At 68.2% G+C, this 14,549-nt stretch carries 9 protein-coding genes; 5 read left to right on the plus strand and 4 right to left on the minus strand.

Going from position 1 to position 14,549, the window contains the following annotated elements; all coding sequences use genetic code 11:
- Window positions 1-145: 145 nt before the first annotated feature.
- Entirely contained in the window at window positions 146-1,171 is a 1,026-nt protein-coding gene (locus tag ACFQ50_RS16710; protein ID WP_377996767.1) for a LacI family DNA-binding transcriptional regulator, read from the plus strand.
- A 55-nt stretch (window positions 1,172-1,226) separates the two neighbouring features.
- On the opposite strand, the gene ACFQ50_RS16715 is transcribed toward ACFQ50_RS16710, so the two are convergent.
- Window positions 1,227-1,889: a rhamnogalacturonan acetylesterase gene (locus ACFQ50_RS16715; protein ID WP_377996768.1), complete on the minus strand. Its 663-nt coding sequence runs from the start codon at window positions 1,887-1,889 to the stop codon at window positions 1,227-1,229.
- Between the two features lie 221 nt (window positions 1,890-2,110).
- On the opposite strand from ACFQ50_RS16715, the gene ACFQ50_RS16720 reads away from it, so the two are divergent.
- Window positions 2,111-4,156, plus strand: coding sequence for a DUF6807 family protein (locus ACFQ50_RS16720; RefSeq protein WP_377996769.1), 2,046 nt, complete (start codon window positions 2,111-2,113; stop codon window positions 4,154-4,156).
- Window positions 4,157-4,185: 29 nt separating this feature from the next.
- Window positions 4,186-6,201 (plus strand): beta-galactosidase, encoded by a 2,016-nt coding sequence (locus ACFQ50_RS16725; protein ID WP_377996770.1) that lies wholly within the window; start codon window positions 4,186-4,188, stop codon window positions 6,199-6,201.
- A 168-nt stretch (window positions 6,202-6,369) separates the two neighbouring features.
- Here the strand turns inward: ACFQ50_RS16725 and ACFQ50_RS16730 are convergent, their stop codons facing one another.
- From ACFQ50_RS16730 to ACFQ50_RS16740, 3 genes are all read right to left on the minus strand, one after another.
- Complete coding sequence (locus tag ACFQ50_RS16730; RefSeq protein ID WP_377996771.1) at window positions 6,370-7,716, minus strand: ABC transporter substrate-binding protein; 1,347 nt, start codon at window positions 7,714-7,716, stop codon at window positions 6,370-6,372.
- Window positions 7,717-7,854: 138 nt separating this feature from the next.
- On the minus strand, window positions 7,855-8,826 hold the full coding sequence (locus ACFQ50_RS16735; protein WP_377996772.1) for a carbohydrate ABC transporter permease: 972 nt from the start codon (window positions 8,824-8,826) through the stop codon (window positions 7,855-7,857).
- Entirely contained in the window at window positions 8,819-9,763 is a 945-nt protein-coding gene (locus ACFQ50_RS16740; protein WP_377996773.1) for a carbohydrate ABC transporter permease, read from the minus strand. The genes ACFQ50_RS16735 and ACFQ50_RS16740 overlap by 8 nt, the downstream gene beginning before the upstream one ends.
- Window positions 9,764-11,186: 1,423 nt before the next feature.
- On the opposite strand from ACFQ50_RS16740, the gene ACFQ50_RS16745 reads away from it, so the two are divergent.
- On the plus strand, window positions 11,187-13,355 hold the full coding sequence (locus tag ACFQ50_RS16745) for a DUF6807 family protein (RefSeq protein ID WP_377996775.1): 2,169 nt from the start codon (window positions 11,187-11,189) through the stop codon (window positions 13,353-13,355).
- Window positions 13,352-14,488, plus strand: coding sequence for a M24 family metallopeptidase (locus ACFQ50_RS16750; RefSeq protein WP_377996774.1), 1,137 nt, complete (start codon window positions 13,352-13,354; stop codon window positions 14,486-14,488). Before ACFQ50_RS16745 ends, ACFQ50_RS16750 begins: the two co-directional genes overlap by 4 nt.
- The last annotated feature ends 61 nt before the right edge of the window (window positions 14,489-14,549 follow it).

The following is a 14,549-nucleotide window of genomic DNA, read 5'->3' on the forward strand; positions in this document are numbered from 1 at the left end:
GCAGCGGAAACCAATTCGTTCGGCATTTAAACATTCCTACCGTTGAATCGTTTCATTGGTACGATTCAAAGTACTCTGGGAGCAAGAAGGGTGTCAAGCGTTTTCACCCGAACGGGCAAATCGATCTTTCGGAGGATCAGCAGAAATGTCGCGGGCAGCCAGCATCAAGGACGTCGCCAACCACGCGCAGGTTGCGGTGGGAACGGTCTCCAACGTCCTCAACAATCCCGACCGCGTCTCCAAGCGCACCAAGGACAGGGTGCTGCAGGCCATCGACGAGCTCGGTTTTGTCCGCAACGACGCCGCCCGGCAGCTGCGGGCAGGGCACAGCCGGACCATCGGCGTCGTGGTCCTGGATGTCGGCAACCCGTTCTTCACCTCGCTGGTCCGGGCCGCCGAGGATGCGGCGGCAGTGAACGGCAGCGCCGTGCTGCTGGGCGACAGCGGCCACGACGCGAACCGGGAATCCCACTACATCGACCTCTTCCAGGAACAGCGGGTCCAGGGCCTGCTGATCTCGCCGGTGGGGGACGTGGCCGACCGGCTGGATGCGCTGCGGCAGCGCGGCGTTCCCACGGTCCTGGTGGACCGGCTGGCCGACGAGGACCGCTTCAGTTCCGTCTCGGTGGATGACGACGCCGGCGGTTACCTTGCCGCCCGGCACCTCCTCGACCTCGGGCGGAGGAAGTTGGCCTTCGTGGGCGGGCCGCTGTCCATCCGCCAGGTGTCTGACCGCCTCCTCGGCGCCCGCCGCGCCGTGGACGGGGTGGACGGCGCAACGCTGGAGGTGCTCGACTCCGACGGCCAGTCCGTGCTCGCCGGACGCGGCGTGGGCAACGGCCTCGTCGGCCGGGGCGCCGGGGACATGCCTGACGGCGTCTTCTGTGCCAATGATCTGCTGGCGCTCGGCGTGATGCAGTCGCTGACCATGATGAACGGTGTCCACATTCCGGATGACGTGGCCCTGATCGGCTACGACGACATCGACTTCGCGGCGTCCGCCGTCGTGCCGCTCTCCTCCATCCGCCAGCCCACCGGCGCGATCGGCAGGACCGCCATTGAGCTACTGACGGAGGAACTGGACGCGCAGCACCCCCGGCACCGCGCCGTCGTCTTCACACCCGAGCTGGTGGTCCGGCAAAGCACTGCGGGCGCCGAGGCGCCCCACTGACCCGGCACTCGGCACCCGGCATCGGGCTAAACGGCCGCCCCGCTGGCGGCCCGATTTAGAAGACGGCCAGGTCCGGTTCCGGCTTGAAGCCCAGCACTTCGACGCGGGCGGCCACAAACGCGGCGATGCGCCGGGCACCCCGCTCATGGAAGTGGGTGTCGTCCAGCAACCCGCCAGCCCAGTGCGCATGCTCGCCGGGACCAAAGTGGAAGAACAGCTCCCTGGACCCCTCCTCGCCAAGCTCGGCATACAGGGCGCGGGTCCAGGAGTTGAGGTCCACCACATCGAGGCCCAGTTCGGCGCCCAGCTCACGGACCACGGCGGGGTACTCCCCCAGGGTCTCCTCGAGGCGGCCATCACTGAAGTGCCGGCGTTCCACCGAGGTGCACAGGATGGGCGTGGCCCCCTTGGCCCGGATCTCCGCCACCATCCGGCGGAGATTGTCCGCATAGCCGCTCCGGGCGGACAGGTGCCCGCGCTTCTGGTCGTTGTGGCCGAACTGGATGAGCACCACGTCGCCGCTGACCGCCTGGTGCAGCAGTTCAGACCACAGCCCCTCCTCCCGGAAGGACTCGGTGGTGGCCCCTCCCTTGGCGAAGTTGTGGACGGCAGCCCATGAGAAGACCTCCGGGGCAAGGTGGGCTCCCCAGCCGCTCATCGGATACTCATAGGTGGGGCAGTTGGCCACGGTCGAATCTCCGGCCAGCAAAATCTTCATCGCTTTCCTTCCGCATCGGTTCCTGATGATGATCATCCGACAGCAGCCCGCCGGTCAAGCAATTTTTGAAACGTTACAGGCATTCATCCATGGAGTACACTAGGCAGCAGAATAGGGCGGGAAAGCGCTTGCCGCGCTGGGTGAACAGCTCGGCGCGGACATGCTCCCGGCAACGGTTGACGATGGCGTCGCACAGCACCGCAGCGCCGGACAGGAGCACCATGGGCACCCAGCGCACGTCAGATGAGGGACCCGCGGACGCAGCAACCCGTCACCACGGGGCTCCGGCCCGGATCGCCCTGATCGGCGTCCACGGCTTCGGTGCCCACCATCTGAAGAACCTCGAACGGCTGACCAAGGCCGGCATGGTGGAACTCGTGGCCGTCGCGGACCCGAATCCGCCGTCCCCGGGGGCGTTGCCGGATACGACGGCGGTCCACCCCGACCTGCAGTCCCTCCTGGCCGGCAACCACAGTCCTGACGTGGTCATCGTGGCCACCCCCATCCAGACCCACGCGCCGCTGGCCCTGGCCACGCTGGCCGCCGGCGCCGACCTCTACCTGGAAAAACCGCCGGTGGCGTCGCTGGCCGACTTCCGGCAACTGCAGGAGGCCGCCGAGGCATCCGGCCGCAGCGTGCAGATCGGGTTCCAGAGCCTCGGATCACAGGCGCTGGCGGCCGTTGACAGGCTCCTCAAGGACGGCACCATCGGCACGCTGCAGGGCGTCGGCGCCACCGGGCGCTGGGTGCGGGACCGCGCCTACTACAAGCGCTCCCGGTGGGCGGGCAAGCGCAGCATGGACGGTGTGGACGTGGTGGACGGTGTGGCCACCAATCCCCTGGCCCATGCCATCGCCACCGCCCTGCGGATCGCGGGCGCCCGCACGGTGAACGATGTGGCCTCCGTGGAGACGGACCTCTACCGCGCGAACGACATCGAGTCCGACGATACGTCAGTCATTCGGATCCGCACCGCCGCCGGGCTGCCGATCACCTGCGCGCTGACGCTCTGCGCCGCGGAGTCGGCGGAGCCGTACATCACCCTGCAGGGCACGGAGGGTACGGCTGTTTTCCACTACACGGAGGACCGGCTGCACGTCAGCAACGCGGACGGAGAATACTCGCAGGAGTTCGGCCGCGACGACCTGACCGAAAACCTGCTGGACCACCTGGCCGCGGGCACCGAACTCACCAGCGCCCTCAACGACTCCGGCGCATTCATGCTGGTGCTGGAGGCTGTCCGCACGGCCGAGCCGCCGGCGCCGGTCAGCCCCGCCCACATCGTCTGGGAGGGCGACGGCGATGCCGCCCATGCCGTCATCCCGGGCATTGAGGATGCCCTGGAGCGGGCCATCGGCGCGCACGCCACCTTCAGCGAACTGGCCTTGCCGTGGGCGCGGCCGGCCGATCCCGCCGAGGCCCGGAACCTGTTCGACGGCGGCAGGCCGCTGGCGGTGCAGCGGACCGGCGCCCGTCTCAACGCGGCGTTGTCACCGCGCCCCTACCTGCACCCCGTCGCCACCCTCGGCGGAACCGTGGTGACGGACCATCTGCCCGCCGACCATCCGTGGCATCTCGGCGCCGGCTTCGCGCTCCAGGATGTCAACGGCACCAACTTCTGGGGCGGCAGGACGTACACGCGCGACGCTGGCGCGTACGTGTCCCGGCCGGACCACGGCCGGATCGAACTGCTCCCCGCCACGGCAGACGAACCGGACACCCGGCAGCTCCGCTGGCTGGGCACGGACGGACAGCCCCTCCTGGCCGAACGGCGGACCCTGACCGGCGAAACTGTCGGCGGGCGGGTATGGCGCCTGGACCTGGGCACGGAACTGACCGCCGTCGTCGACGTTTCACTGGGCAGCCCCGGCTCCAACGGCGCCGCGGGCAGCGGCTACGGCGGCTTCTTCTGGCGCCTCCCGGCCTGCAGCGGCGCCCGCATCTTCACGTCCGACGCCGAGGGGGAACCGGCCGTTCACGGTTGCGTTGCGCCGTGGCTGGCGTGGACTGCCTCCTTCGGCGAGGTCCCCGGCATCCGGTCCGGGCAACCCGCGACCCTCGTGTTCAGGGCGCCGGCCGAGGCGGCCGACCCGTGGTTTGTCCGCTGCTCCGGCTACCCCGCCGTCGGGTCGGCCCTGGCCTGGGACAGGCCGGTGGCGCTGGCCGCCGGGGAATCGCTCCGGCGCAGCCTGAGCGTGTGGGTGTGCGACGGCGAACTGTCGCCGGCCGCCGTCGAATCCCTGGTGGCGTCCGGCACCACCGGCTAGGCTGACCAACGTCGCGAAAAGGAGCCCCTATGCCCGAGCCAGAAGCCTCTTCTCAACAGCCCGCCTGGAACAGCGGCCCCGGCCTGGCGTTCGGCGGTGACTACAACCCCGAACAGTGGCCGGCAGAGGTCCGGCTGGAGGACATCGGCCTCATGAAGGAGGCCGGGGTGACCCTCCTCAGCGTCGCCATCTTTTCCTGGGCACTCCTGGAGCCGCGCGAAGGGGAGTACGACTTTGCCTGGCTCGACGAGGTGCTGGACAACCTGGACGGCGCAGGCATCAAGGTGGCCCTCGCCACGGCCACGGCCGCTCCCCCGGCCTGGCTGGTCCGGAAATATCCGGAAATCCTGCCGGTGACGGCGGAGGGCACCGTCCTGGAGCGCGGCTCCCGTCGGCACTATTCGCCGTCGTCCGCTGTTTACCGGCGGTATGCCACGGGCATCACGCGGAAGCTGGCCGAACGGTACAGGAACCATCCGGCGCTGGCGCTGTGGCACGTGGACAACGAGCTGGGCTGCCACGTCTCGGAGTTTTATGGCGAGGAGGACGCCGCGGCGTTCCGGCGCTGGCTGGAGCGGCAGTACGGCAGCATCGCGGCGCTGAACGAAGCGTGGGGCACGGCCTTCTGGTCGCAGCACTATGCCACGTTCGAGGAGATCATTCCGCCGCGGGCCGCCCCCACCACCCTCAACCCGGCGCAGCGGCTGGACTTCCAGCGGTTCAGTTCCTGGGCACTGATGGACTATTACCGGAGCCTGCTGGCGGTGATCCGGGAAGTGACCCCCGAGGTTCCGGCCACCACCAACCTCATGGTTTCCAGCGCTACCAAGTCGATGGACTACTTTGACTGGGCGAAGGATCTGGACGTGGTGGCCAACGACCACTACCTGGCGGCAGCGGACCCGGAGCGGGAGATCGAACTGGCGTTCAGCGCCGATCTCACCCGCGGCGTCGCGGGCAACAGGCCGTGGATCCTGATGGAACACTCGACGTCGGCCGTGAACTGGCAGCCGCGCAACCAACCCAAGATGCCCGGCGAAATGCTCCGCAACTCCCTGGCGCACGTGGCCCGCGGCGCCGACGCCGTCATGTTCTTCCAGTGGCGGCAAAGCGTTGCCGGCGCCGAGAAGTTCCATTCGGCGATGGTGCCCCACGGCGGCCGCGAAACCCGGGTGTGGCGCGAGGTGGTGGCCCTGGGCGAAGCCCTCGGCAAACTCGGGGCAGTCAAGGGGTCCACGGTGGAATCCCGGGTGGCCGTCGTGTTCGACTACGAGGCATGGTGGGCCAGCGAACTGGACTCGCACCCGAGCGAGGATGTGAAGTATCTGGACCTGATCCGGGAATTCCACCGCTCGCTGTTCCTGCGGGGCGTCGGCGTGGACTTCGTCCATCCCACCTCGGACCTCTCAGGCTATGACCTGGTCCTGGTGTGCACGCTCTACTGCGTCACCGATTCCGCCGCGGCCAACATCGCTTCTGCGGCCGAAGCCGGCGCCACCGTGCTGGTCAGCTACTTCAGCGGCATCGTCGACGAACGCGACCACATCCGGCTGGGCGGCTATCCGGGCGCCTTCCGGGAACTGCTGGGCATCCGGACCGAGGAGTTCCACCCGCTGCTCGAGGGCGGGGAGGTGACTCTGAGCGACGGCACTGCCGGCCGGGTCTGGAGCGAGCACGTGCACCTTGCCGGGGCCGAGTCTGTGGCAACCTTCACCGGGTACCCGCTCTCCGGAGTGCCTGCGCTGACCCGAAGGACCGCGGGCCGCGGCGCCGCCTGGTACCTGGCCACGCTCCCTGACCGCGACGGCATCGAGCGCCTCCTGGACCGGCTCCTGGCCGAAGCGGGAGTGGCGGCGTCCGCGGAGGCCGCTGCCGGCGTCGAACTTACCCGGCGGGTGACGGCGGACGGGCGCCGCTTCCTCTTCGCCATCAACCACGGCCGGGATGACGCGGCTGTGGAGGCCGACGGCGAGGAGCTCTTGGGCGGCGGACGTTTCGGCGGGCTTGTCCCCGGCGGCGCAGTGGCCGTAATCGCCGAGGACTAACTTCACCGTGGGATTTTCGCCCCGGAGCGTGGAGTTTTTGTCCAGATAATGGCCGCAAAAGGCCCCCTAAATCACGATACGTGGACAAAAACTCCCCGCCCCGGGCGCCAAAAACCCCGGGCCCTCTCCCTTGGGAGACGGCCCGGGGTTTTCCTTTGCGCGGTGGAGCTAGCTGCTGATCGCGGACTTCATCTCGTCCACGGCCTTCGTGCCGGCATCCTGCGTGGAGAGCCTGTTGAACAGCACCTCGGAGGTGTAGCGCTTGATGATCTCCTGGATGGCGCCGGCGCCCTTCGGCGGCGGTGCCGGGGCCTCGCCGAGTTCGCCCTTGATCTGGTCAATGAACTTGACCACCTTGACGTCGGCGGGGGTCAGCTTGGACTGGATTGCTGCACGGACCTCCGAGTTGGGGTAGACGCCGCGGTCCGCCAGGAGGGCCTGGCCGGCCTTCTTGTCGTTGGCCAGGAAGTTGATGAACTTGGCCGTCTCTTCGGGGTGCTTGGTGCGGGATGATGCGGACCAGAACTGGGAAGCCTTGTACCAGAGCTGGGTGTCGGCCGCCTTGCCCGTCTTGGAGGGGAACCTGAGCACCTGCAGCTCACCCCCGGCCGCCTTCTCCAGCGCCGGGAGCTGGTTGGACCACCAGAAGGCCAGCCCGTTCTTGCCGGTGGCCAGGCCGCTCTGGTCGAGCGGGGCCGCCTCGGCCTCGACCACTTCGGAGGCCGAAGGGACGGCCTTCTTCTCGCTCAGCTGCTTGAGGAAGTCCCACCAGCCGGCGATGTCCGACGGTTCGAAACCGAGCTTGCCGTCGGAGGTGTAGAGGGATTTGCCGTTCTGCCGCAGCCACACGCCGAGGGAGGCCTCGTCGGTGCCGTAGGCGGCGGCGCCGTAGGTTCCCTTGGGGGACTTGGCGGTCACCTCGGCCGAGATGCGCTCGAAGTCCTCCCAGGTCCAGGTCTTGTCATCCGGCAGCGCCACACCGGCCGCCTTGAACACCGCCGGGTTGGCCAGGATGGTTGCTGCGTTGATGCCTGCCGCGATGCCGGTCAGGCCTTTTTCGTTCTTGCCGGCATTCAGGGCCGCCTCGTCCAGCTTGGAGGTGTCGACGCTGTACTTGGATAGGTCCAGCAGCGCCCCTCGCGAGGAGTACTCGGTGATGTATTTCTCGTCCATCTGGATGATGTCCGGCGCGTCATTCGCGGCAACCTGGGTGGCGAGCTTGTCCCAGTAGCCGCTCCAGTCGCCATACTCGGCCTTGATCTTGATGTTGGGGTTCTCCGCCTCAAACGCTGCGATGGCGGCCTGGGTGACCTGGGCGCGCTTGTCGCCGCCCCACCAGGAGAACCGCAGTTCAACCTTGCCGTCTGCGCTGGACTGGGCAGGTCCGCCGCAGGCGCTCAGGGCGAGGACGGCTGCGGCTGCGGCAGCCACGGCCGCGGTGGCACGGAGGCGGCGTTTTGGTTTTGCGGGGGCGCCGGATGCGGCTGCCGATGCGGGCCGGGGAAAGAGTGGCACTGGGAAACTCCGATCTTCTTTGATCCTGGAAGCGGATAGCGCTCTGGGAAACAGAACTTTGGGGATAAACAGCGGGAAAGCGCATTCCTTGGTGCTTAGCTTATAAGTACAAAGCTTGTATTACAAGAGCAATGTTGACTATTTGATGCCGGTGGTGGCGATGCCCTTGATGAGGAACCGCTGGCCGAAGAGGAACACCAGGAAGACGGGCAGCAGGGACACGATGGACATCGCGAACAGTGAGCCCCAACTGGTGGCCGACTGCGAATCGACGAAGGCGCGCAGCGCCACGGGCACGGTGAACATGTCCGGGTCCGTGAGGTAGATCAGGGCCCCGAAGAAGTCGTTCCAGGTCCAGATGAAGGTGAAGATCGTGGTGGTAGCCAGAGCCGGCACCATCAGGGGCAGGATGACCCGCAGGAAGATGCGGGGGTGGCCGGCGCCGTCGATCCGGGCGGCCTCATCGAGTTCCTTGGGGATGCCGCGGATGAACTGGACCATGAGGAACACGAAGAACGCGTCCGTGGCCAGGAGCTTGGGCACAATCAGCGGCCAGAAGGTGTTAACCCAGCCGATCTGGGAGAACAGGATGTACTGCGGCACGATGATCACGTGGAACGGCAGCATGATGGTCAGGAGCATGATGCCGAAGAACAGCTTCTTGCCGCTGAACTGCAGCCGGGCGAAGGCGTAGGCGGCCATGGAGCACGAGATCAGGTTGCCCAGGATGGAGCCGATCACCACGACGGCCGAGTTGAGCATGTAGTGGCCGAACGGATGGCTCAGGGCGGACCAGCCGTCCGTGTAGTTGCTCATGTCCAGGCTGTTCAGCCACAAACCGGGCTCACGGAAGATGAGGTCGTTGGGCCGCAGCGAGGACACCACCATCCACAGCAGCGGATAGATCATGATCCCGCCGGTGATGATCAGCAGCGCGTGCTTGGCGAGCGCCTTGAGGCGCGCGCTGCGGCTGAAGGCCAGGGTGCCGCGTGATTCCCGCGGCCGGCGGACGTTCCCGCGGATCCTGATTCCACCGGTCCTCTTGCCGGGAAGTTTTCCGCTCTTGCCCGGACCCTGCTCCGGGGCCGGCAGCGTCTGAAGTTTAGTCATCGTAGAACACCCAATACTTTGAAGCGATGAAATTGACGGCGGTGAAGGCACCGATGATCACGAGGAGGAACCAGGCCATGGCCGAGGCGTACCCCATGTCGAACTGGCCGAAGCCTTTTTGGTAGAGGTACAGCGTGAAGAACATGGTGGAATCCGAGGGTCCGCCGTTGCCGCCCGAAACGATGAAGGCCTGCGTGAAGGACTGGAAGGAGCCGATGATCTGCAGCACCAGGTTGAAGAAGATGATGGGGCTGAGCATGGGGAGCGTGATCCGCCAGAACTTCTGGAGCGTAGTCGCACCGTCCACCTCCGCCGCCTCGTAGTACATGTTGGGAATCTGGCGCAGCCCGGCGAGGAAGATGATCATGGGGCTGCCGAAGGTCCAGACGTGCAGCAGGATGATGGTGCCGAGCGACGTGCTGGGATCCGAGATCCAGCCGGGTCCGGTGATGCCGAACATCGCCAGCACCTGGTTGACCAGGCCGGTGGTGCCAAAGATCTGCTTCCACAGGATGGCCACGGCGACCGACCCGCCAAGGAGGGAGGGGAGGTAGAACACCGAGCGGTAGAAGGGCAGTCCGCGCAGCCCCTTGTCGAGCACCAGCGCGATCAGCAGTGCGACTGCCAGCTGAAGCGGAACACCCACCAGTACATAGGTGAAGGTCACGCGCAGCGAGTTGTGCAGCCGGGCGTCGCCGAGCATCCGCGTGAAGTTGTCCAGCCCCGTCCATTCCGGCGGCTGCAGGAGGTTGTAGTCGGTGAATGCCAGGTAGAGCGACATGAGCATGGGGCCCGCCGTGATGACCACGAGCCCAATGAGCCACGGCAGGAGAAAGATGTACGCCGCCTTGTTGTCGCGCCGGTTGGCCCGCTTTTCCTCCGCGGTCATCGGCCCCTTGCGCCGGGACATCGACGACAGTTCGCTGATGGCGCTCACTGGCTCCTCCCGACGTCGCCGGGGGCGCCGGGCGTCCCCGCGTGCTGCTGTGCGGCCATGTGGTCTCCTTTGGTCATCGTGGCCTTCCACGGATTGGTACTTGCCTAAGGGTTTCTGGAGGCAACGGGTGCCGCCAAATCATGTTCCCCATGCGGCCTGAAGGTGACTCAGGCAACGGCGTCTCCGTACCAAAGTAAACGGTTTCTTGACCGGTGTACACCCCTTTGCTAATTTTTGAGAAAGCGTTTTCTGACTAGGTAGCGCTGGGTAGCGCCGCTGGGCGCGAACTGCGAAAGGCAGGACAAGGATGTTTGCAGATGCCCGGACCAGCGATGGCCGGACCAGCGATGGCCGGCCGAGCGATGCGCGGCCGAGCGCCATCGGTGGATATGAGGACTGGCCCGGCGTCATGGCTGCGGCGCCGCGCTTCCGCGCTGCAGACAGCCGGAGCCAGGAGCTGGCCGATGTCCTGGGCGTTCCCCAGGTCCCGGCCGGGCCCGCCGTCACCGTTGATTGGGAGGAAACGCACGACGGCGTGACCACCTCCCGTGTGAGCTGGCAGCTGGGCTTTGGCCCGCGCACCACGGCCTGGTTCATCCGCCCGGCGCACGCCGCCGGTCCACTGCCGGGCGTCCTGGCGCTGCACTGCCACGCCGGCGTCAAGTCCACCGGCGCCGCAAGGCTGGTGGACGGCCCGGCGGCGGAAAGCGGCCCGGACCCGCTCCGGAACCTGCTGTATGAGGGGCGGGCCTTCGCCACCTGGCTGGCCTCGCAGGGTTTCGCCGTGCTCGCACACGACACGTTCTCCTGGGGCAGCCGAGGCTTCGACCTGGGCACGCCTCCCGTCCGGACGGCCGCAGCGGTCGCCGGCCGGAGGGCACTGTGGCGGGAGGCCGGCGTCGAACCCTCCGCGTCGGAACTGTACGACGCCGCGGCCGCTGCGCACGAGGAGACTGTAGCCAAGGCCGCCGGACTCCTCGGCACCAGCTTCGCCGGCATGGTGGCGCACGACGACCTCGCGGCGCTGGACGTGCTCGCCCGGCTTCCCGGGGTGGACGCCGGGAGGCTCGGCTGCGCCGGTTTCTCCGGCGGGGGCGGCAGGTCCCTGATCCTGGCGGCCCTCAGCCCGCTGATCCGCAGCCATGTCGTGACCTGCATGATGACCACCTTCGGCTCCCTTTTTCCCGCGCACCTCGACGCCCATTCGTGGCTGCTCCAGACGCCCGGGCTCCCCCGGCTGGGAGACTGGCCCGATCTCTCCGCGCGCTCGATGGCCGACAGCCTGCTGGTCCAGTACGCGTCGGCCGATGAGCTGTTCCCCGACCAGGGAATGTACGACGCCGATGCCCGGCTGAGTGACCTCCATCCGGCCGGGCGGTACACCGGGAGCTTTTGGCCGGGCGGGCATGTGTTCACCCGGGGAATGCAGGAGGAGGCGGCCGCCTTCCTCGCGGCTGGCCTTCAGGCTGCGCCTGCAGTTCAGGCCGCGCCGGCACTTCAGTCCGCCCCGGCGGCCGCTGCCCTTCCCCGCATCGCGCTGGTGGGGGTGCACGGCTACGGTGCCCGTCATCTGGACAATCTCCGGCGACTGGAGGAGCGTCAGCTGGCCCGGCTTGTCGCCGTCGCCGATCCGCGTCCCCCGGCCGACGGGACGCTGGATTGCTCGGTGCAGGCCTTCGGCACCCTGGAGGAACTGCTGGCGGCGGGCACCGCGCCAGATGTCGTCATCCTGGCGACGCCCATCCAGACCCACGCCCCGCTGGCCCTGGCCGCCATTGCCGCCGGTGCCGACGTCTACGTGGAGAAGCCGCCCATGGCCTCCCTCGCCCAGTTCGACGAGGTGCTGGCGGCGGCCGGGGCGGCGGGCCGGCTGGTGCAGGTGGGGTTCCAGAGCCTCGGCTCGGAAGCGCTGCCGGAGATCGCCGCACTGGTGGAGTCGGGCGTACTCGGCCGCATCCGCGGGATCGGCGCAACAGGGGCGTGGGTGCGGAGCGTCGGCTACTTCAAGCGCTCACGCTGGGCCGGACGACGGAGCCTGGACGGCACCGACGTCGTGGACGGGGTGGCCACGAACGCCCTGGCCCACGCCGTTGCGACCGGGCTTCGGATCGCCGGCGCGGCGCTATCTGACGACGTTGTGTCGGTGGAAACCGACCTGTACCGGGCCCACACCACGGAGAGCGACGACACGTCGGTGATCCGGGTCCGCACGTCGGCCGGACGGGTTCTGCTGTGTGCCCTGACCCTGTGCGCGGCCGAACAGTTCCCGCCGTCCATCACGGTCTTGGGCACGCTCGGCAAGGCAGAGTTCTTCTACACCGAGGACAGGCTGGTCCTGGAAACCGCCGATGGCATCACCACGCGGACGTTCGGGCGGACGGACCTGCTGGAGAATCTCCTGGCCGCCCGCGCGGCCGGCAACGGTACGGCAGACAGGACCCACGACGGCGGGGCAGCCGGTCTGCTCAGCCCGCTCTCCGCCGCCGGCGCCTACATGACCGTCCTCGAGGCGGTCCGCACCGCGGAGCCGCCGCGGGAGATTCCCGCAGGCAACATTGCCTGGGAAGGCGAGGGCGACGACGCCCATCCCGTGGTGCACGGCATCGAGGCAGCCCTGCAACGGGCAGTTCTCTCGCAGTCCACGTTCGCCGAGCTCGGGCTGCCCTGGGCCAGATCTGACAAGGCCTGGTCTGACAAGGCCGGCCCTGACACGGCCCGGCCGGAACCGGCCTGCGCCTCACTGGCAGTGGACGGCCGCCCCGTCGCGTGGTTGCAGGACGGAAGCCGCATCATGCCGACGTCGTCGCCCCGCCCCTACCTGCATCCCGTGACCACTCTCGCGGGCACGGTTGTCAGCGATCACCTGCCCGCGGACCATGTCTGGCATTTGGGGGCCGGCGTCGCTATTCAGGACGTGGCAGGCGTGAACTTCTGGGGCGGCCGCACCTACACGCGCCAGGCCGGTGGTTACGTGTGGCGGGACGACCATGGCCGCATTGACATCACGGACATGGCCGGGTCCCCGGGCGCCCTGGACCAGACACTGCGCTGGGTTGGCCCCGACGGCACCCCGGTGCTGTCCGAGCAGCGGCGCTGGCGGTATGACGCCGTCGGCCCGTCCTTGTGGAAGCTGAGCCTCGACTTTGAGCTTTCGCCAACGGGACCGGAACCGGTGGCACTGGGCAGCCCTGGCTCCAACGGCCGGGAAAACGGCGGCTACGGCGGCTTCTTCTGGCGGCTGCCGCCCACAAATCGCGCGCTGATCCGGACGGCCGAGGCCGAAGGCGAGGACGCCGTGCACGGCACCGTTGCCCCGTGGCTGGCCTGGAGCGGACTGTTCGGGGCCGGCGAATCGTCCGAAGCAGGTGCAGAGGCCACCCTGGTGTTCCTCGCTTCCCCGCAGGCACCGGATCCGTGGTTCGTGCGTCTATCCGGCTACCCGGGGGTCGGGCTCTCGCTCGCCTGGGGCAGGCCGCTCCTCGCATCCCGGGACAACCCGGTCCGGCGCACCGTCACGGTACTGGTTGCCGACGGAATCCTGAGCACAGCAGACATTGAACAACTCACCGAATCTTTGGGGGAAACCACATGAACGTTCCAGCACCCGCAACCGCCCTGGCCGGATTCGCAACCCCTGCAACCGGACAGCCCGCAGGCGCACAGCCCGGCAACCCGGACGACAGGGCCACCAAACGGCAACGGGTCCTGGAGATTCTGGACGCCAAGGGACATGACTCCCTGCTCCTGACCAGCCACACCGCCCTCACGTGGTACCTGGACGGCAGCCGCATGCACATCAGCCTGGCCGGCGATCCGATCGCCGCGCTCCTCGTGGACCGTTCGGGGGAACATCTGATCACCTTCAATAACGAGGCGGAACGCCTCGCCGCCGAGGAGCTGCCGCCCGGCGTCGAACTTCACGCGGTTCCCTGGCACGGACAGCTCACCGACGCTGTTGGTGCCCTCGCCGGACCCGGCGAGCCGCTGGCGGAGAAGGCCGTGGCCGCGGAACTGCGGGCGGCGCGGCAGCCGATGCTGCCCGGTGAGAGCGCCCGGTACGCACGGCTGTGCGCGGACGCAGCACGCGCCATGACCGACGTCCTTTCGCGGGCGACGCCGGAGACCACCGAGTTCGAGGTCGCGTCCGCCCTGGCAGCGCGGATTGTCGCGGCCGGCGCAGAGCCCCTGGTCCTGCTCTGCAGCGGCAGTTCGCGCAGCGCGTTCCGGCACCCGCTCGCCACCCACGCACCGCTGGGCCGCCGCGCCATGGCCGTGGTCTGCGCCCGGCGGCACGGCCTGGTGGCCAACGTCACCAGGTGGGTGCGGTTCGACGTCGGCACCCCCGAAGAACTGGACGCTGAGGAGCGCATCGCGGCGGTTGAGGCGGATATTTTCGCCGCCACCGTTCCGGGCGCCACGCTCGGCGGCATCTTTGCGGAAATCCAGGCAGCGTACGCCCGGCATGGCTTCGGCGCCGACCAGTGGACCTTGCACCATCAGGGCGGACCCGCCGGCTACGCGGGCCGCGATCCCCGCGCCACCGCCGCCACGGGCGACGTCGTGGTGCCCAACCAGACCTTCACGTGGAATCCGTCCGGGCCCGGCGTCAAGATCGAGGACACCGTGCAGCTGACGGCGGCGGGAACCACCGTCCTCACGCTCGACCCGAGGTGGCCAGCGTCGGACGTCAACGGACTCCCCCGCCCGCTGACGCTGCAGCTGTAGCCCGGCCTGACCCAACTAGGTAGCAGCACAGGGCGTTCCCAGACCTGGGAACGCCCTGTGC

Origin of the sequence: Arthrobacter sp. NPDC056493, from assembly GCF_042795115.1 — a bacterium.
Classification (GTDB): domain Bacteria; phylum Actinomycetota; class Actinomycetes; order Actinomycetales; family Micrococcaceae; genus Arthrobacter.